This window comes from Gemmata palustris (genome assembly GCF_017939745.1).
GTDB classification, from domain to species: Bacteria; Planctomycetota; Planctomycetia; order Gemmatales; family Gemmataceae; genus Gemmata; species Gemmata palustris.
In genome coordinates, this window is record NZ_JAGKQQ010000001.1 from 2,534,515 (window position 1) to 2,560,013 (window position 25,499).

Annotated in this window: 24 protein-coding genes; 14 read left to right on the top strand and 10 right to left on the bottom strand. The window is 64.6% G+C overall.

Annotation, left to right across the window (positions count from 1 at the left end; all coding sequences use genetic code 11):
* Positions 1–81 precede the first annotated feature (81 nt).
* Positions 82–477 (top strand): transposase, encoded by a 396-nt coding sequence (locus tag J8F10_RS40750; RefSeq protein WP_210653748.1) that lies wholly within the window; start codon positions 82–84, stop codon positions 475–477.
* Here J8F10_RS40750 and J8F10_RS10365 read toward each other — a convergent pair.
* Positions 443–904, bottom strand: coding sequence for a hypothetical protein (locus J8F10_RS10365; protein WP_210653749.1), 462 nt, complete (start codon positions 902–904; stop codon positions 443–445). The genes J8F10_RS40750 and J8F10_RS10365 overlap by 35 nt on opposite strands.
* A gap of 245 nt (positions 905–1,149) precedes the next feature.
* Here J8F10_RS10365 and J8F10_RS10370 point away from each other — a divergent pair, with 245 nt between their 5' ends.
* Positions 1,150–1,632, top strand: coding sequence for a hypothetical protein (locus J8F10_RS10370; protein WP_210653750.1), 483 nt, complete (start codon positions 1,150–1,152; stop codon positions 1,630–1,632).
* 32 nt (positions 1,633–1,664) lie between these two features.
* Here J8F10_RS10370 and J8F10_RS10375 read toward each other — a convergent pair whose 3' ends face one another.
* Together J8F10_RS10375 and J8F10_RS10380 are read right to left on the bottom strand one after the other, a co-directional pair.
* Complete coding sequence (locus J8F10_RS10375) at positions 1,665–1,901, bottom strand: hypothetical protein (protein ID WP_210653751.1); 237 nt, start codon at positions 1,899–1,901, stop codon at positions 1,665–1,667.
* Positions 1,882–2,232 (bottom strand): hypothetical protein, encoded by a 351-nt coding sequence (locus J8F10_RS10380; RefSeq protein WP_210653752.1) that lies wholly within the window; start codon positions 2,230–2,232, stop codon positions 1,882–1,884. The genes J8F10_RS10375 and J8F10_RS10380 overlap by 20 nt, the downstream gene beginning before the upstream one ends.
* Positions 2,233–2,513: 281 nt before the next feature.
* Here J8F10_RS10380 and J8F10_RS40755 point away from each other — a divergent pair, with 281 nt between their 5' ends.
* The 5 genes from J8F10_RS40755 (at position 2,514) to J8F10_RS10400 (ending at position 6,319) form a co-directional block, all read left to right on the top strand.
* Positions 2,514–2,957, top strand: a complete 444-nt coding sequence (locus J8F10_RS40755) for a hypothetical protein (protein ID WP_210653753.1) — start codon at positions 2,514–2,516, stop codon at positions 2,955–2,957.
* Between the two features lie 46 nt (positions 2,958–3,003).
* The gene (locus tag J8F10_RS39810; protein WP_261363054.1) at positions 3,004–3,132 is read left to right on the top strand and encodes a hypothetical protein; all 129 of its coding nucleotides are present in this window, start codon (positions 3,004–3,006) and stop codon (positions 3,130–3,132) included.
* A 540-nt stretch (positions 3,133–3,672) separates the two neighbouring features.
* Positions 3,673–3,915: a hypothetical protein gene (locus J8F10_RS10390; protein WP_210653754.1), complete on the top strand. Its 243-nt coding sequence runs from the start codon at positions 3,673–3,675 to the stop codon at positions 3,913–3,915.
* Between the two features lie 55 nt (positions 3,916–3,970).
* Positions 3,971–4,297 (top strand): hypothetical protein, encoded by a 327-nt coding sequence (locus J8F10_RS10395; RefSeq protein ID WP_210653755.1) that lies wholly within the window; start codon positions 3,971–3,973, stop codon positions 4,295–4,297.
* Between the two features lie 846 nt (positions 4,298–5,143).
* Entirely contained in the window at positions 5,144–6,319 is a 1,176-nt protein-coding gene (locus J8F10_RS10400; RefSeq protein WP_210653756.1) for an Lpg1974 family pore-forming outer membrane protein, read from the top strand.
* Between the two features lie 223 nt (positions 6,320–6,542).
* On the opposite strand, the gene J8F10_RS10405 is transcribed toward J8F10_RS10400, so the two are convergent.
* A complete protein-coding gene (locus J8F10_RS10405; protein WP_210653757.1) occupies positions 6,543–7,007 on the bottom strand; it encodes a hypothetical protein in 465 nt (154 codons plus the stop codon).
* Between the two features lie 327 nt (positions 7,008–7,334).
* On the opposite strand from J8F10_RS10405, the gene J8F10_RS10410 reads away from it, so the two are divergent.
* From J8F10_RS10410 to J8F10_RS10430, 5 genes are all read left to right on the top strand, one after another.
* Complete coding sequence (locus tag J8F10_RS10410) at positions 7,335–8,651, top strand: glycosyltransferase family 87 protein (RefSeq protein ID WP_210653758.1); 1,317 nt, start codon at positions 7,335–7,337, stop codon at positions 8,649–8,651.
* Complete coding sequence (locus J8F10_RS10415) at positions 8,648–10,171, top strand: hypothetical protein (protein WP_210653759.1); 1,524 nt, start codon at positions 8,648–8,650, stop codon at positions 10,169–10,171. The genes J8F10_RS10410 and J8F10_RS10415 overlap by 4 nt, the downstream gene beginning before the upstream one ends.
* A 95-nt stretch (positions 10,172–10,266) precedes the next feature.
* Positions 10,267–10,932: an SMC-Scp complex subunit ScpB gene (gene scpB, locus J8F10_RS10420; protein WP_210653760.1), complete on the top strand. Its 666-nt coding sequence runs from the start codon at positions 10,267–10,269 to the stop codon at positions 10,930–10,932.
* Positions 10,933–11,007: 75 nt separating this feature from the next.
* Positions 11,008–12,024 (top strand): sulfate ABC transporter substrate-binding protein, encoded by a 1,017-nt coding sequence (locus J8F10_RS10425; protein WP_210653761.1) that lies wholly within the window; start codon positions 11,008–11,010, stop codon positions 12,022–12,024.
* Positions 12,025–12,168: 144 nt separating this feature from the next.
* Positions 12,169–12,489 (top strand): hypothetical protein, encoded by a 321-nt coding sequence (locus J8F10_RS10430; protein WP_210653762.1) that lies wholly within the window; start codon positions 12,169–12,171, stop codon positions 12,487–12,489.
* Between the two features lie 522 nt (positions 12,490–13,011).
* Here J8F10_RS10430 and J8F10_RS10435 read toward each other — a convergent pair.
* On the bottom strand, positions 13,012–13,449 hold the full coding sequence (locus J8F10_RS10435; protein ID WP_210653763.1) for a hypothetical protein: 438 nt from the start codon (positions 13,447–13,449) through the stop codon (positions 13,012–13,014).
* A 195-nt stretch (positions 13,450–13,644) separates the two neighbouring features.
* Between J8F10_RS10435 and J8F10_RS10440 the strand changes: the two genes are divergently transcribed.
* A complete protein-coding gene (locus tag J8F10_RS10440) occupies positions 13,645–13,914 on the top strand; it encodes a hypothetical protein (protein ID WP_210653764.1) in 270 nt (89 codons plus the stop codon).
* 85 nt (positions 13,915–13,999) lie between these two features.
* Here J8F10_RS10440 and J8F10_RS10445 read toward each other — a convergent pair whose 3' ends face one another.
* Both J8F10_RS10445 and J8F10_RS10450 read right to left on the bottom strand, forming a co-directional pair.
* Positions 14,000–16,579 carry a c-type cytochrome gene (locus J8F10_RS10445; RefSeq protein WP_210653765.1) on the bottom strand — a complete coding sequence of 860 codons (2,580 nt, stop codon included), beginning with the start codon at positions 16,577–16,579 and terminating at the stop codon, positions 14,000–14,002.
* 143 nt (positions 16,580–16,722) lie between these two features.
* Positions 16,723–18,273: an NYN domain-containing protein gene (locus tag J8F10_RS10450; protein WP_210653766.1), complete on the bottom strand. Its 1,551-nt coding sequence runs from the start codon at positions 18,271–18,273 to the stop codon at positions 16,723–16,725.
* Positions 18,274–18,564: 291 nt separating this feature from the next.
* Here J8F10_RS10450 and J8F10_RS10455 point away from each other — a divergent pair, with 291 nt between their 5' ends.
* The gene (locus J8F10_RS10455; protein ID WP_246524138.1) at positions 18,565–19,302 is read left to right on the top strand and encodes an SDR family NAD(P)-dependent oxidoreductase; all 738 of its coding nucleotides are present in this window, start codon (positions 18,565–18,567) and stop codon (positions 19,300–19,302) included.
* Positions 19,303–19,473: 171 nt separating this feature from the next.
* Here the strand turns inward: J8F10_RS10455 and J8F10_RS10460 are convergent, their stop codons facing one another.
* From J8F10_RS10460 to J8F10_RS10470, 3 genes are all read right to left on the bottom strand, one after another.
* Positions 19,474–20,898, bottom strand: coding sequence for a DUF1501 domain-containing protein (locus J8F10_RS10460; protein WP_210653768.1), 1,425 nt, complete (start codon positions 20,896–20,898; stop codon positions 19,474–19,476).
* 29 nt (positions 20,899–20,927) lie between these two features.
* A complete protein-coding gene (locus tag J8F10_RS10465; protein WP_210653769.1) occupies positions 20,928–24,011 on the bottom strand; it encodes a DUF1553 domain-containing protein in 3,084 nt (1,027 codons plus the stop codon).
* An 85-nt stretch (positions 24,012–24,096) separates the two neighbouring features.
* Positions 24,097–25,497: a DUF1501 domain-containing protein gene (locus J8F10_RS10470; RefSeq protein WP_210653770.1), complete on the bottom strand. Its 1,401-nt coding sequence runs from the start codon at positions 25,495–25,497 to the stop codon at positions 24,097–24,099.
* Between the last annotated feature and the right edge of the window lie 2 nt (positions 25,498–25,499).

A 25,499-nucleotide genomic window follows, 5' to 3' on the forward strand; every position in this document is an offset into this window, starting at 1 on the left:
GCAGGCTCGGGGCGGTAACCGGACCGTGTATTTCGTAGACGCGTCGCACTTCGTGTTGGCGTCGTTCCTGGGGTGGGTGTGGTGCTTCGTGCGGCTGTATGTGCGGGCGGCGAGTGGCCGGCAGCGGTACAACGTGCTGGGGCGCTCAACGCGGTCACGCACGAACTGGTGACGGAGATCAACACGACCTACATCACGGCGACCTCGGTGTGTGCGTTGCTCCGCACGATCGCGAACCGAGGGATGCCGATACCGGTCACGTTGGTGATGGACAACGCCCGGTACCAGCGGTGCGCGTTGGTGCAGGGCGCGGCCAAGGAGTTGGGTATCGAGTTGCTGTTCCTGCCGAGTTACTCGCCCAACCTGAACCTGATCGAGCGACTGTGGAAGTTCGTCAAGATGGAAGTTCTGAACAGCCGCCACCATCAGGATTTCAAAAGTTTCAGGACGCCATCGACGGGTGCCTGGCTGATCTGACGACCAAACACCGCCAGAAGCTGGCCACTCTGTTGACGCACAACTTCCAGACCTGGGGCAATGTGTCACTCCTGAATGCGTAAAGCATAACGGCAACGAGCAGTGTGTATGGCTCGTCCGCCTTCATCACGAGGTAGTCGAACCCCGTGGCCCGGCTCTCGGCCACGGACCACGGCCCGCGCGTCAGTGCCACCAAGGCAGGACCGCGCCCGTTCCGCCGCCGCAGCCAAGCGGCAACCTCCCACCCGCCCTCCATGAGCGGCTCGAGTACCACCACATCGGGTTCGAGAGCGTGGGCCGCGTCTAGGGCCGCTCCCGAGGAACCCACGGCGCGAGCCGCAAAGCCAGCTGATTCGAGTAGCTCCACAATCTCATCGGCCGCACCCGGGGTGTCGTCGGCGACGAGCACACTGAGCGGGTTCTCCATGTTCCGGGGCTCCTTACGAGCAACGCTGGACGACCGTATGCGAGTTAGAGGACGTGGAGGACGAAACGGTTCAGTCCTCTTAGCTTGCCTGGCCCGCACAACCTGAGCAACCGCGACACTAATCCTAACTGCTGTTTCGGATTGGGTTTGCTTCCAGCGGTTGCCCAACCTTGAATATCAACTAGGACCGCCCAGTTGCTACGGACGGCAGATTTACCCCCAACTGTTCGTTCGAGGGCGTTCCGATGCCAGTACCGGTCATGAGTTCCGTCGTTCGCGCGATTCTGTCGGAGAACCTCGACCTGTCGGCCGACGATGTGATTCGCAAGGCCAAGGTGCGCGGGGTCACGTCCCCAGAACGGGTCATCCGGACCACGGCCCACAACATCAAGAGCGAGCTCAAGAGGCGGGCCGCGAAGGCTTCCGCGCCCAAGCCGATCCCGGCTGCGGCCCGCACGACCAAGACCCCGGACCGAGCCCCGTGCCGGCCGCGGTCGCTGTGGTTGTTCCGAGGTGGTCACTCCTGTTCTGGCCCCAATCTCGTCGTCAGCGAGCCCCGATTTGGCCTCGGTGCTGGCGAACATCGCACTGGTGAACACGGTCGTTGGGGAATGCGGGGAGCCGAACCGGCCCGACGAGTGGCCGAAGCGGTTCGGGCGTGCGGAAGTGTTGAGGCGTTCCTGTTGCACCTCAACCTCATCGCTCAAGTACGTGGCACCACGGTATGAGTCGGTTCGACGGAGTGGCTCTCGGACCCGCTTCACACCGTGTCATCGGGTTCGATGCCCATCAGCTCCTTCCACTCCCGAACGACCCACTGGTGGGTCTCTCTCGTGCCATAGAAGTCGATGTCCATGCCCCGCGGGTGTTGTTCCAGGTACGGGGTCGTGAGGGCGTTGTGCCGGAACACGAGATTGGTGCCCGCGACCCGGGCCAATCCCAACTCGACCTGCTCATGCTCGGCCAGGTCGCCGACCTCACGCCACATCACCGCCAAACTGGACTCGCCCAACAAGTTGAAGACCGCGTCGAGTACCGGGATGCGATACCGTTGAACGTCCGGGTGAAACACCGCGTTGTGAACGAAGATGAAGGACGAAATCGGGGCCGGGACCTCCAAAGTCGTCGCGGATGTTGTTCGTGCCGTCGGTGAGAATGACGTGCAACTCGTGGAGCCCCTGCGAGTCGTTGTCGCAGATGCGGAACAGTGACTCCCCGTCCGCGATGGCGTCGCCCCAGAGGATGTGGTCCACCGCGACCCGGGCCACCAGGTACTCGCGCTCGATGCTCTCGTCGAAGCACCGCACGTCCACGCGGAGCGAGCGCACGTAATCCTCGGGTTCGGCGCGAGACCGACGCGGCGGTCTTCCAGTACAGCTGCATTTGCGCGCTTCCATTTCGTAATCGGCTGACGGTCATTCAAGATACGAATGGCGGAGCCGCCCTTCACGCCCTCGCCTGCAGGGCTATTGAAAGTTTCATCTTGGTGAAATGGGGATGTGCTATTCCGGTGCCCCGCCGTCGCAATTGGAGCGGCGGGCACTTGGAGTTGCTTCGATGCCTCCCACTTGCCTGTTGGATGCGTTGGCCGCCGTTCCCGATCCACGAGATGACAAGGACGGTCCTTCCTTTCGCTCCCATCCTCGCTCTGCTGGTCGTCGGCATCCTCTTGGGCCGACGTTCGCCCGGTGCGATCATCCAACTCGCCGACGATTATGGTGGCGACTTCGCCCTTCCTAGGGTTCCCACGACGACGATTGCCCACCGCTTCCACGCTCTCCAAACTGCTCCCGCGGGTCGACGTTCGGGGGCGCTGGAGGCGGTTCTGCGTAAGTGGATCGCGGCCCGTCTGCCGCCCGACGACGTGCTCGTCGTCAACATGGACGGCAAGTTCGCTCGCGGCAGCGCCGACCGAGCCGCGCAACTACCCGGCGTTCACCTCCTGGCGGCATTCGCGCCACGCTTCCAAGCCGTTCTGGCTCAACTGCGTGTCGATACCAAGACCAACGAGCACAAGGCCGCGGGTGTCCCTGTAGATTTTGGCAGGCGGTAGTGGTTAGGCTGTTGGTCCTTGCACTTTTTGACTCTGGGAGGCACGGATGCCGACGCTAACCATCGAGTACCAGACCGACGCGGAACGACTGATTTTGGAGCAGGCGCTGGCGTTTTCGCTCAGATGCGACACGTCGGTGCCACCGCCCCGATGGTACGGTACTGGCCGCTTGTGAACGAGTCGCCCTCGACTCCGGACGCGAACTCGTCCGCGACACGTTGGCTTCCGCCGTCCAGAGTCGCGCCGACACCACCGATGCTTCCAAAAAGTCGGGCAGCAGGCTCAAAGGACGACGCCCCGCTGGCTCTTGACGGCACTCGGGCGCATCCGCCTCCGCCGTCAGTACGCCATCCGCGCCGATGGCGGAGCGTTCCCGGCCGATGCCGTTCTGGGAGCCGAGGGTATGTAACGACCGCCGCACAGCGGATGGCGGTTCTGGCCGGTGCGAGGGATTCCTTTGCGCGTGCGGAAGTAACGCTGCGTGAGTTGGCCGGTTGGGAGTTAGACGACGAGGTGATTCGCCAACTCACACACGCCGCCGCGAAGAGTCTGAGGGGCCCCGCGAGCATCGCGCCGACGCCGAACGATTCGCAACGGCCGGGGAGTCGTCGAGGTGCAAATCGACGCCGGAAGGTGAACACCACGACCGGATGGCGGGACATCAAGTTGGGCGTGGTTTGCAAGCGAGAGCGGGGAAGTCCGCGACGCCCGAAAAGTGGAGCGACCGCGTGTTGCCGCCCCAACGATTCGGACCGTGGTGGCCAACGTCGAGGGCGCGAGCATTTTCGCGGAGCGCGTGCGAGCGGAGGCGGATCGCCTGAAGGTGACCACCGCCAGCGACGTGACGGTATTGGGTGACGGCGCGGAGTGGATCTGGAATCTGGCGGCCGATGTGTTGCCCCAGGCCGCCGGTGTATTGACGTGTATCACGCGATCGAGCACATCGGGACTGCGGTGAAGGCGATCTGGGGTGAGACGGCGGAGGCGACCGCTCGTCGGCAGAGCGCGCCTTGTTGGCCGTGGTGACGGATGGGAAAGCCGGGATCGAGCGGTGGATCGCCGATACGTTCGGCGCGTTGCCGTCGGAATCCAACGGAGACGTGTTGCGGGCGTTGGCGCGTTACCTCGGCTCGCACCCGACGCGGTTGGGCTACGCGCAACGGCTGGCAAATGGTCGGAGTATCGGCAGCGGGTTAATCGAGGGTTCGGTGAAGCAGTTGGTGAATCGCCGGATGAAACTAACCGGCGCGCGGTGGCGCGTGGAACACGTCGGGCCGCTGGTGGAACTGGCGGCCGTCATCGAGACCCCAGACTGGCACGACTTCTGGACCGCCGCTTGAGCGTTGCCAAAATCTACAGGGACACCCAAGGCCGCGCTGGAGTTGCTCAACATCCTGCCCCCCCGCCCGGGCGGGTACATCATCACCGGCGACGCGATGTTCACACAAGCCGATGTGTGCCAAGCGGTTCGCGATCGGGGCGATGACTATGTGCTGGTGGTCAGGACAACCAGCATGCCCTGGCCGTGGATATCGACGCGGGACTCGCATTCGCCGCTCAAGCGGCGACATTTTCCCCGACGGGCGGGTGCCGCCGAAGGAACCGGCGCCCGGTCCACGGTTCGCGCGAACGACCGAGAAGGGCACGGGCGCGTTGAGCACCGGAGTTTGGAGAGCACGGTGATCCTAACGGTGCATCCGAAGTGGCCCGGGCTGAAGCAGGGGTTCCGCGTGCGCCGCTGGGGGATTCGCAAGGGCAAGGCGTATGAGGAGGTGGTCCACGGGATCACCAGCCGGCCCCGGAGAAGGCCGACGCGAAACGGCTGCTGGAGTTGGTGCGCGAGCACGGGCGGATCGAGAACAGTCTGCACTACGTCCGGGACGTGACGCTGGGCGAGGATGCGTGCCCGGTGCGCGCGGTTCCGCGCCGCAGGTGCTCGCCGCGTTACGCAACGTGAGCGTTCATCTCCTCGCACACGTCGAAGCCGACAACCATGCGCGCGCTATACGGAGGTTGGCCGCTCGATTCCACGAAGCGATCAACCTCCTCACTTCACCACTGTGAAACTTTCAATGGCCCTGGGGCCCGGCCCGGCCTGCGAAGATTTCCTATTGATTCCGATCCGACTCCCCGGTATGGGCCGCGCAAATTGTTCAGCGCGGCTGTTTTCTGGGGGGAGTTCGGCCATGCGATACGTTCGTTCGTGGGCGGGGATCGGCGCGTTGTTAGTGTTCGCCGGTAGCGCCGCCGCTCAGCCGGCCGCGTTTCCCGGGGCCGGGCCGATTGTTCCGAGCGGAGGGGCGCCTCTGGCGCCCGCTCTTCAGACGGCCCCACCAACCGGGCAACCCGTTCGCTCGCTCTCCGCACTGTCGGACGACATTCTCCCGCCGAAAGACCTCACCCCGGCCGGCTTCGGGGACATCGTTCCGCCGCCCGACAAGCACGGCGGGCACGGCGAGATCCCGGGCCACCTCACGCCGATGGTGCCGGAACACGGCGGGTTCTACACGTCGGCCGAGTTCCTGCTGATGCGCCCGCGGAACACGGACATGGACTTCGTGATCCGCAACAGCAGCGGCGGGCTGGGCACCGTCGGCCCGATCGATTCGCTCAACTACCAACTCGGCACCGGGTTGCGGGCCGAGGTCGGCTACCTGTACGACGGCGGGAAGTGGGAGACGGCGTTCGCGTACACGTACCTCACCGCCGGGGCCGACAGCACCATCTTCTCGACGCCGAACGTGTCGCTGCTCCCGACCCTCACGCGCCCCGGTCTGACCGACCGCGCGCTCACCGCGTCGGGCACCGCGGACCTGGACTACCAACTGTTCGACCTGCTCGCGGGCCGGCGCTTCGTGATCCAAGACAACTTCGCGGTGCGGGCGATCGCCGGGTTCCGGTTCGCTGACATCCGGCAAACACTCAATGCGTTCTACGACGGCGCCGACGCGAACCAGGCCGCGGTGCGAACGCGGTCGCGGTTCCAGGGCTTCGGTCCGCTCATCGGTGCGGAAGCGACTCTGGCCGGGCCGATGGGGTTCCATCTCTACACCCGCGCCACCGGGGGCTTTCTGAGCGGGCGCAGCACAAACGTGGTGGTTGAAACCAACGACAGCGGCGCGTCCACCTACGTGAACAGCCGCTACGACGTGCGGAAGGAAGTGCCGTTCGGGAGCCTGGCGGTCGGTGCCGGCTGGCAGTTCCGCACCATCTCGCTCCGCGCCGGTTACGAAGTGACGCACTGGCAGGGCATTTTCGAGCGCCCGCGGTTCGTGGACGACGTGTCGCAGGGCAAGGTCATCACCCGCCCCTCGAACCTGTCCCTCGAAGGGCTGTTCATCCAGGCGTCCGTGCTGTATTGAGCGAGCCAAAGAACACACAGGGCTTCCGCCCTGTGCTACGAAAGACGGCCCCTCCGGGGCGAAAACCAAACCCCTCTTCCGCTGCGGAGCGGCCGGCGTTTGTAGCACAGGGCGGAAGCCCTGTGCGCTCTTGTCTCAACAAACACAAAAGCCTCCAGTCATCGAAATGAATGGAGGCCGCAATTGACGGATACCGATTTCCGACACAACTCGGCCGCTTCGCTTAACCCGGGCTGTCGGGCGTGAGATCAATGCGGAACAACGGGTGGCCCGGGTGCCGGCCGTCGAATTGCAGTGTGAGCATGTAAGAACCGGGGCGAAACATGTGCGGCGGAATCGACGGGTTCAGGTGCGGGAGCGGCCGGCTGATATACACGCGGTACCGCGTGCGCAGCACCGGCATCCCGGCCGAGAGATCGATCGGCTCGATGTCGCCGACCGACATCGCCATGAGTTGGTGTTCGACGAAGAGGCGCGGCTGCCCGACGTGAAGGCCACCAATCACGACTTCGACGGGCAAGTTGTGAGGCGCGCGCGCCACGTCCGCCGGTTCCGACTGCTCCGATCCCGCCACTGACGTTGCTCCCTGACCACTGATCGCTTCGTGCGCGACCCACCCCACGAACGCGAGCACGACCGCACCGAGCAGCACAACCGGATGAACGTGGGAGAGTTTTGCAGTGAACATTGACACGTCTCCGTCTTGCGCGACGAATCGAGTTTAAATGACCCGAAACGCGCTGCGCTCGGTCCTGGTCGTTGGTTCGATCGGGGTAGTACCGCAAGCCCCGTACCTTACGTGGGTGTTTGCGGTTGTGGTGTGACGAGCCGTGCGACGACTTCCTTATCGTCGTACCGAGAAGACGAGAGACCGGGTGCGTTCTAACATCGCGCTCGGGCACGGACTAAAAACATACTCCACAGCTCACACATGAGTCAGATTGCAGTCGTGAATCTGCGCCGTGTGCGGTACCGGGCGCACACCCGATTGTCGAAATGCGTTCTAAGCTGTGGCATGACTTCTCGTAATGTTTTCTCACTCGCAGTTCTGGCCCTCGTTGGGGTTTTGCTCGCCGGCCAGGTACGGCAATTACTCGCCGACCCGACCGTGTGGCCCCCGGACGATTTCGTCGAATACTGGGCCGCGGCGAAACTGACGTTGAACGGGCAGAACCCGTTCGATGAGTCGCTGTTGCTGCCGCTCCAACAGTCCGCCGGGCGCGACACGCCCGAAGCGATCATGATGTGGAACCCGCCGTGGTCGCTCCCCGCGGTGCTGCCGCTCGGTCTGTTGCCCGCGCGCGAAGCTCAACTGCTGTGGCTCCTCGTTCACCTCATCGTCACCGGCTTCTGTGCGGACCGGGCGTGGCTCCTGCTCGGTGGGGCGCGCGAGCGGCGGTGGATCGGCTGGGCGGTCGCGTTCACGTTCATGCCGACCGTGTTCGCCCTTTCTATCGGGCAAATCAGCATGTTCCTCGTGCTCGGTGCGGTGCTGTTCCTCGAATGCGAGCGCCGGGCCGTCAAAAACCGCTCGTGGGAATACTGCGCGGGCGCGGCGACCGTACTCGTGGCGATAAAACCGCATCTCGCGTACCTGTTGTGGGCCGGTATCGTGGTGGACGCAGTCGTTCGCGGCCGGTGGCGCGTGCTCGCGGGCGGCGCGGTGATGGGGCTGGCATGTGCCCTGCTCCCGCTGGCATTTAACCCGCAGGTGTGGCACCAGTACGCGGACGCGATGGGGAACCGCCCGCCGGCTCAGTGGATCTCGCCCACGCTCGGTTCGGTGCTGCGAATGGCGTTCGGAGAACAGCTTTTCCGACTTCAGTTCGTTTCCGTCGGAATCGGAGTGATTTGGTTCGTATGGTACCGGTGGGCAAAACGGAACACATGGGACTGGACGGAGCAGCTCCCGCTGCTGCTGCTCGTGTCGTTCGTCACCGCGCCGTATGGCGCGTGGCCGTTCGACATGGTATTGTTGCTCCCGGCAGTATTCGCGATGGTGATTGGGGAGAACCTACCCCCAGCCCCCCTCCCTGAAGGGAAGGGGGACCGAACTTCCGCGCTCAAGTGTTACCTCCCCAACCACAGAGGTGCACGCGCCGGCTCCCCCTTCACTTCAGGGAGGGGGGCTGGGGGGGTAGGTTCTCCCCCAATCCTTGCTGGTCTTCTCGCCGTGAATTTGGGTTGCCTCGTGATAAACCTGCTCCAACTCGGCTCGTTCTGGTTCCTGTGGGTGTCGCCCGCCGTGCTTCTCCTGTATGTGGTTCACACGCAGCGCCCCCACGAAGCGCGAGCCAATCTCGCACCCCGAACCGCCGCGGTGACGGCATGAAGTTCCCGCGCTGGCTCGGACCGGGTGCGGTCGCGTTCCTTCTCATCTGGTTGATTCTGCTCGGGGCCGGGCGCTCGGCGTTCTTCCGAGACCCCGGCACGTTCTGGCACACCACAACCGGAGAACTCGTCCTCAAAGAGGGCTTCATTCGCGCGGACCCGTACACGTTCACGTTCGGCGGTCAGTGGTGGGTGCCGTACCAGTGGCTCGGCGAAGTCGGCATGGCGCTGGCGCACCGGGCGGGCGGTTTCGATACGCAGTTACTCGCCGCGGTCACGCTGATCGCCGCGGTGTTCGCGTGGCTCACCGTAAGGCTGCTGCGCACCGGGTTACACCCGATCGTCGTGTACGTCACCATTGCACTGGCTCTGGCCGCGGCCGGCTCGCACTTCCACGTCCGCCCGCACCTGTTCACGCTCGCGTGTATGACGGTGGTCGCGCTCGCGCTCGCGGACGCCGACGTCGCCCGTCCGCGGCTCAAGCGCCTCTTCTGGCTCATTCCCGTGTGCGTCGTTTGGACGAACGTCCACGGCGGCGTGCTAGGCGGCATCGGCACACTCTGCATCGCGTTCGCGGGCTGGTTGGTCTTCTGGAAGCTGAAGCGCCCGTCGCCGATACGATCCTGGCGCGACGTCGGGTTGCTCGCTCTCGTCGCGTGCGGGTGCGGGCTCAGCGTGCTCGCGAGTCCTTACGGGGTGGACATGGTGAGGACGTGGCACGTCATCATGGACGCGCCCGAACTGCGTGACATCATCTCCGAGCACCGGCCGCTCGATGTGAAGGCCCCTTATGCGTGGCCCGTGCTCGCGCTCGCTGCGGTGTATCTGCTCGTACTGTACGGCGTGAAGCGCATCGCGATTCGAGTGACGTGGTTGCTCCCGCTCGTGTGGCTGGCACTCGCGTTCAGTCGGTGCCGACACGTATCGCTCTTTGCGGTCGTTACGATCGTCGCCATCACTGCGATGTGGAAGCACACGCGCTGGGCGCTGTGGCTCGCGGCGTACCGCCCGGATCTGTACCAGCCCGGCAGCGCAGAATCGCGCCCGTGGTGGGCACATATGTGGCTACCGGCAGCGGTGGTGGGCACGGCCCTCGCCCTACAAGTCACACACACACCACTGCCGCTCATCGGTTCCGGGTGGGCCACACACGACCCGGCCGCTTGGCCGGTGGACGTGTTAGATGTGCTCAAGGAACACGAGCCGAAGCCGGGTGAACCGAACCACTTATTCAACGGCGGGTACATTGATGGCGGCTTCGTAATTTATCACGCGCCGGGTTACAAAGTGTTCGTTGACGACCGCTGTGAATTGATGGGTGGCCCGTGGCTCGTGAAGTTTGATGAGAAATCAAGAACCCCGGGCACCGCGATCGATGATTGGCAGGAAGAGTACGGGCGCTTCGACTTCGCCCTCACGCGGACCGACACTCCGTTCGACGAGTGGTTCGCCAAATCACCGGCGTGGGAGGTCGTGAAAGTCACCCCAACCGCTACCTTCTACAAGCGCCGCGCGCCCTGACCGCGACACAACCGCTCTTTCATGCCCCCGCGCGCAGTGGTACGTTGGTTCTCGCGGCGAATTTCACAGCGCGAACCGTAGCGAGGGGCACCAACTTGAACCACTTGCGCCAGAAATTCGGCACCGCTCACGTGCGCCCGTTCACCCAGCGCCCCGGCAACGCAGCGCTCCCGCTCGCGTTGCACTCACGCGCGGAACCGGTGGAACAAGCCGCGCATGATCCGCACGCACGCGACGGGAAGCTCGCCCGACTCGAAGCGGTACTCATGATCGCCGATGAACCGCTGCCCGCGCGCAAACTCGCGGACGTGGCCGGACTCGCGGACACCGCCGAAGCCCGCACACTCATCGCGCGCTTACAGGCCCTTTACGACAGTGATGGGTCCGCGTTCCAGGTCGAAGAGATCGCGGGCGGTTATCAACTACTCACGCGAACGCAGTATCACACGTGGTTGGCGCGATTAAAACGCACCGGGCACGAATTACGACTCACGCCCGCTACGATCGAAACACTGGCCGTAATCGCTTACAGGCAGCCTATCATGCGCGCGGAAGTGGAGAAGGTGCGCGGCGTCGCGTGCGGCGAAGTGGTGCGTCAATTGATGGAAAAAGGATTGGTGCGCGTCGCCGGGCGGCACGATTCGCTGGGGCGCCCACAGGTATACGGCACGACCAAAAAATTCCTCCAGGCGTTCGGTCTCAACACGCTCAAAGACCTGCCCGAAGTAGAATCGCTCCGTCTCAGCGGTCAACCGACGTGAGCTATCAGTCAATACGCCAATCACCATTGTGAACAAACGAGGCGCCGGCCAGCCGTTCGGCTATATACTAACGGCATGAACCGCCGCCAATTCATCGCCGCGTCGTCATTCGCCGGGTTATCCACGCTCAGTGGATGCTCGGGGCCGGATTACGACGTCGAACTCCTCAACGTCTCCTACGACCCGACGCGCGAACTGTACCGCAAGATGAACCGCCTGTTCGCGGACCACTACCTCGCACTCACCGGCGCGCGCGTCCGCGTGCGGCAATCGCACGGCGGGTCCGGGAGCCAGGCGCGGTCCGTGATCGACGGCATCCCGGCCGATGTGGTCACGCTCGCGATGTGGGCCGATATCGATAACATCCGGTCCAAGAAACTGATCGCGAACGGCTGGGAGGAGCGCTTGCCGGACCGCTCACTGCCGTACCACTCGACCATCGTGTTCGTGGTGCGGAAGGGGAACCCGTTCGGAATCAAGGACTGGGAGGATCTGCTCCAACCGAACCTGAAGGTCATCACCGCGAACCCGAAAACCGGGGGCGGCGCGAAGCTGAACCTGCTCGGCGCGTGGATCGCAATGCGCGCCGCAAAGAGATCGGCGAAGGACGCGCGGGACTTCATCACCGAGATGTACCGGCGCGTCCCGGTACTCGATACGGGCGCACGCGGGGCCACGGTCACGTTCGCGCGCAAGAACATCGGCGACGTTCACCTGACCTGGGAAAACGAAGCGTGGTTGGAGAAGCGCGAGCTCAAGGACGCGGTGGAGATCGTGTACCCGAAGGTGAGCGTTCGAGCCGAACCGCACGTCGCGCTGGTGGACGCGAACGCCGACCGCAAGGGCACCCGGGCCGCAGCCGAAGAGTACCTCAAGTTCCTCTACACGCCTGCTGCGCAGGAGCTGATCGCCGAAACCTTCTTCCGCCCCGGGCACCCGGAAGTCGCGAAGAAGAACGAGAGCCGGTTCCCGCCGATCAAGCTGTTCCGCGCGACCGACCCGTTAATGGAACTGGGCGACTGGACCAAGATCCAAACCGACTTCTTCTCCGAGGGCGGGATCTTCGATCAAATCTATCAGTCCGGTCGTTAACGGCCGTTCGTGATGTGTGCCCGCATCACGATTCGTGAAAAAACTACACATCCGTCTTCACATCGCGCATACTAAATACTACATCAAGTTCGTTGAGATGTAATCATCTCGAACACCACCACACATTTTCACCGGAGCACCACCGTGGCGAAGGCCAAACAAGAGGGGAAGACCACCCAGAAGGCGATGGTCCAGGCCGCGCTCGACGACAAGGGCTGGAAGGTCGGTCCGCAAGAGTTGCAGGCGTTCATCAAGGAACAGTACGACACCGAACTCGCGACCAACATCATCTCGAACTACAAGTCGGTAATCAAGCGCGAGACCGGCAAGGGCGGGGCCAAAACCGGCGCCCGTAAGAGCGGCGGGGCACAGTTCTCGGACCTCCAGGCCGTTCAGAGCCTCGTGAACCGCCTCGGCGCCGACCAGGTCAAGAAGCTCGTGGACGTCGCCGAAATGTTCGCGTGACACTCGCCTTGTCAGCGGCGCGGCCGTCTGCAATGATTGGGCCGTTCCGGGTGAGTGGTGGAATGGCAGACACAGGGGACTTAAAAAGAAATTGAGCCACGGGAGGGGAAACCGCCCGTGGGATGCTGTCAAATTCGGTGGAGCCCCTGCTCCGGCGAGGTAACACCGAGCTAAGTTTGTTCTTCACACGTGTCGCGCCCCGTTGGTACGCGAAGAACAAGAAAGTGTAGAGACTAGACGGCAGCGACCTACGGCGGGCGCCCACGGTCAAGGTATAGTCCAGACCACGAACCCGAATACGAACGGGGCGGCGAAAGCCGAAGTGGTACGAAAATCCCCCGTTCCGTGAGGAGCATGCGGGTTCGAGTCCCGCCTCACCCACTGAAGTACACGGCTACAGTACACGGCGGGCGCGTCCCGCCGTTTGTTTTGAGAGTACGTTGTCTCATTACGCTCCACAATTCAAACTCATTCGATATCAATAAACGCCCAATACCAACATTCACTTTCCCATCATTCGCATCAATTGAGACCGCGCCGGTCCGGCCGAGTTCGGCGCCACAGCCACACAATTCCCGCTGCCCCAGCAACGTGAACGGCCATCCCGAATAGATCAATTGCGAAGTGTTTGTACGCCCCGTTGGGGTCGGCATCCGGACCGTGCAACTCGAAATAAGAGCGGCGAATCACAGTTAACGCGAGAGCCGTGAGCGCGGCCATTGTTCCGAGCAGAGTCGCGCCGTAAGCGCCGTACCGACGGGTCCGCCAGTACCGGGGAATCAGGACGAAGTGATTGACATCAACGGCTACTGCAAAGGCCGCGACCAACGAGGCGGTAACAATGGTCGCCAGTCCCGCCGTCGGGTGAAAATCACGAGTCGTGAAGTACCAGAACAGCCCGACGCCCACCCACACCAGGTGCCGCCAGCCGATCCACCGCGTTGCACACACGGTACCCATCTGTGCCTCGCATTCCGCTGCAAAACGACGACCCGCTGCCCCGCAACACCTGCTCCGGTTCCGCAGCGACCCTCTCCTACTTCGCGAAATCGACTTGCCGCTTAAAATTTTCGACCAAATACTGAACGTTGCCGGACGAATTGCAGAGATGGGGCAACGCGGCTCGGAAGAAGAACCAACACAACGGGGTGCGGTATGAGCGATGTGATTTCCGGCATGACCGGACCACAGTTGATCGGACTCGTGGCCGTGTTCGGTGGGATCGTCTGTGCGACGGTGATTGCCGTAACCGGAATCGTCGTCCCCTTCTTCACGGCAGCCCGGCGGGTCGAAGCTCTCAGCCAGTTGAAGCGGGATCTGGTTGGCGCGGGGTTTTCGGCCGAAGAAATCGAGCGAATCGTCCAGGCCGACTCACCGAGCCAACTAACAGTTTCACAGCGATCAACGGAACGCTGCCGAAGGTGAGCCTGAACCAACGTCATCAATGAAACGGGTCGGCTCCACGCCACAAGAGACGTGGGACCGACCCGTTTAACCGAACCAAATCACATCACTTCTTGAACATCGCGCTGTTGCGATCACCGCGCGACAGCACATACGCCATCAGGTCCAATACTTCGTCTTCCTTAAACGTGTCCAGCAAACCGGTCGGCATCATCGAAATCTTCGACGGGCGCATGCTCTCGATCAACTTGCGGTCCACATTCACCGCCGACCCGGGATCGAGCATGTTGGTGTTCACCATCACGGTGTCGGCGTTCAGATTCACGATGCGCCCGGAGATGACGCGCTCGTCGGTAGTGCGGATCTCGACCGCGGCGTACTGGTCGCTGACTTCCTTGCTCGGATCGAGGATGGATTCCAACAAGTCGCGCGGGCTGAACCGGCCGGCGACGCCGGTCAGGTCCGGGGCGTTGCTCCCGCCCTCGTTGTCGAACCGGTGGCACGCGAAGCACTTCCCGGCCGCGAACAGCTTGCGCCCGCGGTCGTAGTCGCGGCCCGACTTCATGCCCTTATCGAGTGCGTCGGTCAGGTCCGCGATCTTGTACGCCTTCACGAACGGCCGGGCCGGTTCGGGCGGCAGTTTCACTGTCGCGGGGTCCGCGTTGATGAGATCCTTGAGCGCCACCTTCTCCGCCGGCGCGAGCGTGACAATCGCGTCGTCGCGGATGAGCTTCAGGAACTTACCGAAGCTGCTCCCGCCCTTGTACGCGGCCGCCTTCACGAACCACTCGAAGTACCCCGTCCGCAGTTCCGGGGTCCAACCGGTCTTGAGCATCCGCAGCGCGCGCGCGTACTCGATCTGTTCTTCCTGCGTGGGGGCGTCCTTCAGTAACTTCACCCCGATCGGCGCGGCCCTCTCGTCTTGGAGGTACACGAAGACCGGCAGCAGTTCGCCGTTCACGAACCGGTTCTTGTCCGGGAACGCGGGGGTGAACTTCGCCAGCCACGCCTTCCGCTCGTCCGCGGTCGGCGGGCCGAAGCGGTTGAAGAGGACGTGGTACACGCGAACAACATCGAGCTTTTGTTCGTCGGTGAGTTTCGCGAAATCGAAGCGCGCGAGTGCCTCAAGAACCTTCGCCCGCAGAGCGGGATCGGGTTTCGGATCGCCCGGCTTCGCGTGCAACGGGCACGGGGCCGACACGCGCACCAGTGCCAGCAGTGCCTGCGTCGCGACGTCGGGATTCTGCGCACCGAGCGCGAGGTCGCGCCAGTCGCCCTTCGGGTGCAGTTCGAGCGCCGCGCGCCCCTGCATGCGACCGAACCGGTCGGCCCCTTCCATCGTTTCAAAGATCTTCTTGAACGACGGCGCCTTCACCTCACCAGCTTCGGCCAGATCCTTGCGCAGTTGTTGAAGCTTGCTCTCCTGGGCGCCGAGCGGTTGCGCCTTGCTCGGCTCTGTCGATTCGGTGCCCACATACGTCACGCGGTAGAGACCACTCTTGGTCTTCCGACCTCCGATGGCGAAGTACATCGCGCCGTCGACCGGATTGATGACAAGGTCCGTGAGCGGGAGGGGCGTGCCGGTCACGAACTCTTCCAGTTCGGCTTTGTAGGTGCTACCGTTCGGAACGAGGTGGGTGGCGTAGAGCTTCCCGTAGCTCCAGTCGCAGATGAAGAATGCGTCCTGGTACTTGGCGGGGAACTTCGCACCGTACCCGAAGCACACGCCGGTCGGTGACCCGGGGCCGACGTTCACCACGGGCGGGAGCGTGTCTGGGTAGTGGACGGGGTACTTGCCCGCACCGTTGCGCCAACCGAACTCGCTACCGGGGGGCACGAAACACACGCGGGTGGGCCGGTACCACGGCGTGTTGAAGTCCCACTCCATGTCGGCGTCGTAGGTGAACAGGTCGCCCGCCTTATTGTAAGCGGCGTCGTACTGGTTGCGGAACCCGACGCTGAACAGTTCCCAGTTCTTGCCGTCCGGCGACACGTTGTAGATCGCGCCGCCCGGCCCCATCACGCCCTTCATAAAGCCGTTGCCGTCCGGGACGCGCGGGAGCAAGTGGTCCTCGCCCCACACCGGTGCGACCTTCGTGGTGTTGAATTTCGTGATCTTGGTTTGGTTCCCACAAACGACCGTGAGGCGCTTGCCGTCCGGGTTCATCAGCACCGCGTGCGGACCGTGCTCGGCTCCACCACCCTCAAGGGCGCGGAGCAGTTCCACCGTGTCGAGCGTGTCGTCCTTCTTGGACGACGTGACCCGGTACAGGCCGCTCTTGTTGGATGCGTTCACCACGACGTAAAGCGCGTCGAACGCCCACAGCAGCCCCTGCGCCGAGCCGATCGCCGCGGGGATCTTCTCGATCGCCGGTGCGCCCGGCGCGCCGGGCGGGGCGACCGTGACGCGGTACAGCGCGCCGTACTGGTCCGAGACGATGAGCCGCCCCTTCGGGTCGACGCACATGCTCACCCACGAGCCCATCGATTTTTCGGGATCTGAAGATTTGGGAACGGAGAAAATCAGTTCGACCTTGAACCCCTTGGCGACCTTCATGGTTGCCGGGTCGGTCGCGGGCGGGTCGACGAGTTTCTTGGCCGGCTGAGCGCCCGTACCCACGGGACCGAGTGCGAATAGTACGGCGGACAGCGCGAACCCGGTCGCGCAGTGGCGGAAACGAGGCATGAGAGGAGTTCTCCGGCGGGAAAGTTCGAGGAGAGTATACCCGACCGAGGCGGAAATGGTATTAAGCGGTTTCTTTCGGTTTCTTGGGCGCGGGTCCGTGAACCCGCGCCCAAAAAGCGAGCACCAAACACACGATCAAGTGGTCACAGCCCGGCGCCGAACTCGTCGTCGTCACTGACCGGCGGGAGCGGTTTCGGAGCGGGCTTCGGCTCCGCCCGGCGCGGGGCCTTCGCGGGCGGTGGTTCTTTCGCAGCCGGGGGTTCTTTCGCGACAACGGGTTCCTTCACGGGCGGCTTGGCCGCGGGCCGTGCGGGTTCTTTTGGCGCCGATTTCACTGCCGGTTCTTTGGCTTTTGCCGCGGGCTTCGCGGGTTCCTTGGCTGCAGCGGGCTTGGCCGCGGAACGGGCCGCGGGCTTCGCCGGGGCCGGCTTCGCGGGAACTGCGGGCTTCAACGGTGCGGCCGGTTTCGCTTCCACTTTTTTCGGCCCGTAGCTCGGGATCTCGTCGAACGGCTCGTCATCGAGCGCATCGAAATCGTCCACGAGTTCGCGCCCGAGCGGCCGGTCGTCGTCCCGCTCCTCGCGCCGGTCCACGGGCTTCGGCGGGGCGGCCGGCCGCGCGGGTGCGACGGGCTTCAGCGGCGGGGCGGCCGGCTTTGCCGGTGCGACCGGGAGCGTCACGATGCGCTTTTCCACAAGGGGGGCAACGGGGAGCGCGACCACCCGCTTCTCGGCGAGCGGAACCGGCTTCGGCGGCTCCACGACCCGGCGCCCCTCGCCGGCCCGCGCGGGGGGCGGGTCGACCACGCGCTTCGGTTCGTTCCCGTTGCGCGGGGGGAGTTCGAGCACCTTGCGTGGCTCGCCGCCGTTCTTGGGCGGGAGCGGAATCGCGCGCGCGACCGGCGGCGGGAGCGCGCCGGACTTCAGTTCCAGCCCGAACCGCGTGATGACGTACATCCCGCTGGTCCGGTGCTTGTCCAGTTCGAGCAGCCCCTCGCGCTGGGCGTCTTCGAGCAGCTCGCTGAACGTGCGGTAGCCGTAATAATCTTCGTTGAACGACGGCTTCTTCCGCTTGATCGTGTCCTTCAGCATCGACGAATAAATGACTTCTTTGTTCTCGCGCCGCAGCGCGAGGAGCGAATCGAGGAGAATCGCGAACACCTTCCGTTTCTTCTCCGGGATCTGCTCGTTCACCGCGATCGGGATGATCGGCGCGCGGTCCAGGTCCTCGTAGTAGATGAACTCGTCGCAGTTGTCCCGGAGGAGGTCGGACGTCGCGTCCGAGAGCCCCAGCCCGATGACGTGCTTGCCGAGTTCCTTCAGTTTGGACACGAGCGGCGAAAAGTCGCTGTCGCCGGAGACGATCACGAACGTGTCGATGTGGTCCTTGGAGTACGCGAGGTCGATCGCGTCCACGACGAGCCGGATGTCGGCGGAGTTCTTGCCGCTCATCCCGCGGCGCGGGATCTCGATGAGCTCGATGGCGGCCTCGTGCAGCCCGCCGGTGTACATCCCGAACCGGCTCCAGTCGGCATACGCCTTCTTACAAACGATCTTGCCCTTCTCGACCAGGCGCTCGAGTACCTTGGTGATCTCGAACCGGTCGCGGCGGTTGTTGAAGCCCAGGCCCATGTTCTCGAAGTCGATGAACACGGCCAGCGACCGTTCGCCGTCGCCCGCGCGGTGTGCTTTCATCCCGTTCCTGCCGTTCCGGTTGCGAGTGCGCCCCTTCTTTCGGACGCCGCTATTGTGCGAAACCTGTGCGGGCGGGGGAAGGCCAGACCGAGATGAGATGAAAAGACCCCGCCCCGGCCCCCGCTCCAACCCAACCCCAAACGGAGAAAGGAGAAAACCCGGCCCCGTGCGCCCCCTGCTTTTTGAAGGAGGGCGCGGAAGGGGGTTCTCCTCCGCGGTCGCGCGTCTACAACGTACCCATCCGTAAATGATTCTCCCTAAAGGTGCGACGTGTCCACGAACTTTTTCCGAATGGATGGCAAGGTCGCGGTGGTGACCGGCGGCGGTCAGGGCATCGGCGAAGCGATCTGCCGGCGCCTCGCCGGCGCCGGCGCCAAAGTCGGCGTCTTCGACATGAACGCGGACAGCGCGAACCGCGTCGCGCGCGAAATCGGCGGAGTCCCGCTCGTGGGCGACCTGACGAAAGAAGCGGACCTGGACCGCGTGTTCGGCGAGATCGCGGCGCAGGCCGGCCCGGTCGACGTGCTCGTGAACAACGCCGGGGTCGCGAGCCGCAAGGGGCGCGACGTGCCCATCTGGGAGAGCGTGCGCGAGGACTGGGAGTTCGTGCTCGGGATCAACGTGACCGGGCTCGTGCTGTGCTGCAAGGCCGTGCTGCCCTCGATGATCGAGCGCAAGTACGGGCGCATCGTGAACATCGCGAGCATCGCGGGGAAAGAGGGCAACCCGAAGATGGCCCCCTACTCCGCGAGCAAGGCGGCCGTCATCGCGCTCACGAAGTCGCTGTCGAAGGAGCTCGTCGGCAAGGGCGACATCTGCGTGAACAGCGTGGCCCCGGCCGTGATCCAGACGCCGATCCTGGACCAACTCGACCAGTCGCAAATCAACATGATGTTGAGCAAGATCCCGCTGGGCCGCACCGGGAAGCCGGACGAGGTCGCGGCGCTGGTCCACTTCCTGAGCAGCTCCGATTGCAGCTTCACCACCGGGTTCTGCTTCGACATCAGTGGCGGCCGCGCGACGTATTGAGGACCGCGGCGCTGTGTTTTTTGTAGGGTGGGTCCGGGCTCGGCGCAGACCCACCCGCCGAGCTTCGGCGACAAATCACCCAGGCGGCACCGAGCGCACCGATTGCATTAGCGCTCGCGTTGAGCAATTGCAGGATACAGGAGCGGGGCCGCCCCGCCCCCGATTAAGCGATCAGGCCAACACGCTCTTCACCACGGTGCCGTGTACGTCGGTGAGCCGGTAGTGCCGGCCCTGGTGTTTGTAGGTCAATTTCTCGTGGTCGATACCGAGTTGGTGCAGGAGCGTCGCCTGAAGGTCGTGGACACTGACCGCGTCGTTCGCCACGTTGTAGCCGAGTTCGTCGGTGGCCCCGAAAGTCGTCCCGCGCTTCACCCCACCGCCGGCCATCCAGACCGTAAAACACCGCGGATGGTGATCGCGCCCGTAGTCCGTGGCCGTCAGCTTGCCCTGCGAATAGTTGGTGCGCCCGAACTCGCCGCCCCACACCACCAGCGTGTCGTCGAGCATCCCCTTGCGTTTGAGGTCCGTGAGCAACCCGTAGCACGCCTGATCCACGTCCTTGCACTGTCGGCGGATCGCCCCGGGCAGGTTACCGTGCTGGTCCCAGCCGGGGTGATAGAGCTGGATGAACCGCACGTTCCGCTCCGCGAGCCGGCGGGCCAGTAGGCAGTTCGCCGCGAACGTGCCGGGCGTCTTCGCGTCCTCGCCGTACAGCTCGAACGTCTCCTTCGGTTCTTTGCGCGTGTCGATCACGTCGGGCACGCTCGTCTGCATCCGGAACGCCATTTCGTACTGCGCGATGCGCCCGGATACTTCCGGATCGCCGAGATCGTCGGCTTGAAGTTGCTGGAGTTCGGCCAAGCGGTCGAGGGCGAGCTTTCGCCCTCCCTCTGTGACGCCCGGCGGGTTGTCGAGGTACAGCACCGGCGCGCCGCCGCTGCGGAACTGCACACCCGCGTGGGCACTCGGCAAGAACCCGTTGCCCCACAAGCGCGAGTACAGGGGCTGGTCGATGCGGTCCTTCGAGATGAGCACCACGAACGCGGGCAGGTTCGCGTTCGCGCTGCCCAGGCCGTAACTGAGCCACGAACCCATGCTCGGCCGGCCCGCGAGCTGGTGCCCCGTCTGGAAGAACGTGATCGCGGGGTCGTGGTTGATGTGCTCCGTGTGAACCGACTTGATGAAGCACAACTCGTCGGCGACCTTCGCGGTCCACGGCAGCAATTCGCTCACGGGCGCTCCGCTCTGGCCGTGCTTCGCGAACTTGAAGACCGAGCCGGCCATCGGCAACGTGGCCTGGTGCGCGGTCATCCCGGTAACGCGCTGGCCGCCGCGAACCGAATCGGGCAAGTCCTGACCGTTAAGCTCGTTGAGTTTCGGTTTGTGGTCAAACAGATCGAGCTGGCTCGGCCCGCCGCTCATGAACAGGTAGATGATGCGCTTGGCCTTCGGCGCGTGGTGCGGCTTATCGAGGACGCCCGCGAAGGGGTCGGGCTTCTGCGCGTCCGCGGCGCGGAGCAACTCGGCGAGCGCGACGCCGCCCAAGCCCAGTGCGGACCGCGTGAGGAAGGACCGACGGTCGGAAAGAGAAAACATGATCGGCTCCCGGTACCGCTTGTGTCTTGTTACCGCCGCATCACGGCTTCGTCGTGGTTGAACAGCACGTTCGCCAGTACCGTGGCGGCTGCGAGGTCCGCAACGGGTAGCATCATGTCAACGGGCTTTTCCCCGACGCCGAGTAGCTTCTTCGCTGCGGCCGGGTCTTTCTCGAAGAGCGCCTTCTGCTCCGCGAACAGTTTCGCCAGAACCGCGCGCTCCTTGTCGCTCGGCGTGCGGCCCGTCACGAGGCGGAACGTCCACGCCGCGCGCCCCTCGGCGGCCGCCCCGCCCTCCTTCAGTGCCCGCTGACCGACGAACCGCGCGGCTTCCACGAACTGGACGTCGTTGAGCAGCACGAGCGCCTGGAGCGGCGTACTCGTACTCTGCCGCTTCACGGAACAGACGCTCCGGTCCGCGGCGTCGAACGTCGTCATGGACGGAGGGGGAACGGTGCGCTTCCAGAACGTGTACAGGCTGCGGCGGTACAGGTCGTCCCCCCTACTCTGCTCGTACCGCGGCCGACCCATGGCAATTTCTTCCCACAACCCCGCGGGTTGGTACGGTCGCACGCTCGGACCGCCGAGCTTCTCCACGAGCAGCCCGCTCGACGCGAGCGCCTGATCGCGGAGCATTTCGGCCGTGAGCCGCTTCACCGGTCCGCGGGCGAGCAACTCGTTGTGCGGGTCGCGTGCCAGAACGTCGGGCGCGGCTTTTGACGACTGGCAGTACGTGGCCGACAGCGCAATCGTTTTGAGGAGCCGCTTCTGGTCCCAACCGGTGCGGACGAACTCGCGGGCCAGCCAGTCGAGCAGTTCGGGGTGCGTGGGGCGGGCACCCTGGGTGCCGAAGTTGTCCGCGGTTTCGACCAGCCCGCGCCCGAACATCTGTTGCCACGCGCGGTTCACCGTGACGCGGGCCATGAGCGGGTTTTCGGGGTCCGTGAGCCACTGCGCGAGGCCGAGGCGGTTCCGCGGCGCACCTTTGGGAAACGGCGGTAGCGCCTTCGGTGTGCCCGCGGCCACCTTTTCGCCGAGGGAGTCGTAAACCCCACGCTTGAGGACGTGTGCGGGCTTCGGCACCGGCATCTCGTCCATCACCATGATTTCGGCGATCGGGTTGACGAGCCCGGTGTACGCTTTCCGCGCCGCGCGAAGGTCTTCCGCGGCCTTCTTCGACGGCTCGTGAATCGCGGAAGCGAAATACTCGAAGAGGGCCTCGTCACCCGGTTCGCTGACGATCTCGGCGACCGTCAGAGCACGGTTGTAAACGCGGAACTCGTCGACCAGACCGCCCTTGAAGCCGTTGTCGCGGAAGCGGTAGCCGACCGCGAGGTTCGGTTCGCCGCCGTAGGTGATGTCCTTGGTCAGTTTGTCGCGGATTACGTCCACTTCGAGCGGTTTGCCGTCGAGGTACAGCTTCACACCAGCCGCGGTACTGGACCCGTCGTAGGTCGCGGTGAGGTGTACCCACGCGCTCGCGGGGACGGCGGTCTTGCTCCGTACTTTCAGCGAGTTACCGGGCCACATGTGGTGCAGCCCGAACGCGACCTTCCCGTCTTCCAACAAGAGTTCGTACCCGCGGCTACCGGCGTCGATCGGCGCCTGACTGTGGTGAACCAGCACCGCGCGCGGGACCGGGGCCGGAGACTTCACCCAGAGGCTCAAGGTGAACGGGTCGTCGCGGGTGAAGTGACCAACGCCGGGAAACGTGAACCCATTTTCGCCGGTGAGTTCGACCGCCCGGCCGAGCTTTCCGGGCACCAGTTTCGGGCCTTCGACGGCGCTGCCCGGTGTCTTCTCGTCGGCACCGTTCGCGACCTTACCAGCCTTGATGTCGTCGAACGAGTACGACCCGACCAATCCTGACACATCGAGCTTAGTGGGACGTTTCCACTTCGCGAACTCGGCCCGTGCGGTCCCGCGGGCCTTCGCCAGCGCGTCCCGTTTCGTCCCGACTGCGGCACGCAATTCGGCCAGTTTCGCGTCCTGGGCATCGGTGGAGAGCAGGAGGGCCGGCACCGGCGTGGCCGCGGTGAAGTAGCTCGTCTGGCCGCTCTCGTCAATGTTCTGGAAGAACGCGAACAGCGAGTAATAGTCCTTTTGCGAAACGGGATCAAACTTGTGATCGTGGCACCGGCTGCACTCGAGCGTCAGTCCGAGGAACGCGGTTCCGAACGTGGTCGTGCGGTCGTTCACGTAGGCCACGCGGAACTCTTCTTCGACGATCCCGCCCTCCTCGTTCTGCATGTGCAACCGGTTGAACGCGGTCGCCAGGCGCTGGTCCTTGGTGGCGCGGGGGAGCAGGTCGCCGGCGAGTTGCCAGGTGGCGAAGTCGTTGAACGGCAGGTTGCGGTTGTACGCGGAGATGACCCAGTCACGGTACGGCCACACGGGGCGCGCGCGATCCATCTGGTAGCCGTGCGTGTCGGCGAAGCGAGCGATATCGAGCCACTCGCCGGCCATCCGCTCGCCGTACCGAGGGGAGGCCAGGAGTCGGTCCACGACCTTCTCGTAAGCGTTCGGCGCGTCGTCCTTCAGAAAGGCGTCGATCTCCGCGATGGTCGGGGGTAATCCGGTGAGATCGAAGGTGACACGGCGCAGTAACCGCTCTCTGTCCGCCGGGGGCGCGGGGCTCAGGCCCTCGCGCGTGAGCCGGGACTGCACGAAGGCGTCGATCGGATTCGCGACCCGCTGCTGGTTCTTCAGCTCCGTCGGGACTTCCGGCTTCGTCACCGGGTCGAAGGCCCAGTGCGTGGACCACTTCGCGCCCTGTTCCACCCAGCGCGTGAGCGCGTCGATCTGCTGGGCCGAGAGCTTGCGCTTCAGGCTCGGGGGCGGCATCACCGAGTCGGGGTCGGTGCTCGTGATGCGCTCGACGAGAGCACTCTCCTTCGGCTTGCCGGGAACGACGACCCCGCGCCCCTCGAGCGCAGTTTTGTCGTCGAGGCGGAGCTTCGCCTTGCGCGAGTTCGCGTCCGGGCCGTGGCACTGGAAGCAGTAGTCCGAGAGCACCGGGAGCACGTCGCGGCTGAAATCGACCGGTGTCGGCTCGGCCGCCCGGGCACCAGGAGCGAGTGCGAGCACCAGCACGAGACACGCGATTCGGAGCATGGGGCATCTCGACGGCGCAGTATGAGGGAGCGACATTAGAATGTGGGCGTGGGACGCGGGCCGGGTGGAGCCGGTCCGCGCCCGGTCAGGCGAGGATCTGGCTGACGACTTCGCCGTGAACGTCCGTCAGGCGGAAGTCGCGCCCCGCGTGGCGGTAGGTGAGGCGCGTGTGGTCCAGACCCAGCAAGTGAAGGATGGTGGCGTGCAGGTCGTGGACGTGGACCTTGTCCTCTGCGGCGAAGTAGCCGTAGTCGTCGGTCGCGCCGTGCGAGAACCCGGCCTTCACGCCGCCGCCCGCGAGGAACATCGTGAACCCGTGCGGGTTGTGGTCGCGCCCGTCTTTTCCTTGCGCGACCGGGGTACGCCCGAACTCGCCGCCCCACACCACCAGCGTGTCCTTCAGAAGCCCGCGGCGCTTGAGGTCGGTGAGCAGCCCCGCGATCGGCTTGTCCACCTCGCGGGCGTTGGTCGTGTGGTCCTTCTTGAGGTTCTCGTGCTGGTCCCACTTGTAGCTGTGGGTACACTGCACGAACCGCACCCCGGCCTCCGCGAACCGGCGGGCCATCAAACACTGCCGGCCGAAGTTCTCCGTCACCTTATCGTCGATGCCGTACAGTTTGTGCGTTTCCGCGGACTCTTTTGACAGATCCTGCACCGCGGGAACCGTGTTCTGCATTCGGAACGCCATCTCGAACGACTGAATGCGCCCCTCCGTGGCCGCGTCCGCCCCGGTCGCGCGCTCGCGGTCGAGGTCCGCGAGCAGATCGAGTTCCAACCGCTGTTGCGCGGGCGCCGTGGTGCCCCTCACGAACGGCACCGTCACCTGGCTCGCCGCGGTGCTGGCGTTCCCGAGCGGGGTGGCCTGGTACGCGGCCGGTAGGAACGCGGACGAGTAGTTGTTCACCCCGCCATGCGTGAGGGTGGGACAAATCGTGACGTAGCCGGGCAGGTCGCGGTTCTCGGTGCCGAGACCGTAGGTGACCCAGGAACCCATGCTCGGCCGCACGAAGGTGTCCGAGCCGGTGTGCAGTTCGAGCAGCGCCCCGCCGTGCCGCGAGTTCGACCCGTGCATCGATTTGATGAAGCACAGGTCGTCCGCGCGCCCGGCGACGTGCGGGAACAGTTCCGACGCCCACGCCCCGCTCTGCCCGTACTGCTTGAACGCGAACGGCGATTTCAGCAGGTTCCCGGTCGCACTCGACACGACCCGCGGTTTGGCGAACGGGAGCGGCTTGCCGTCGTCGGCCGCCAGCTTCGGTTTGTAGTCGAAGGTGTCGATCTGCGACGGGCCGCCGTGCATGAACAGGAAGATCACGCGCTTCGCCCGGGCCGCGAAGTGCGGAGCGCGGGGCGCGAGCGGATCGCGCGGCCCCACCGCGCGCGGCGGGGGCGCCAGTTCGGAAGCCGCGAGCAGGTCGGTCAGCGCGAGCCACCCGAACCCGAGCGCGCTGGTCCGCAGAAACTCGCGGCGGTTCTGTCGGAACATCA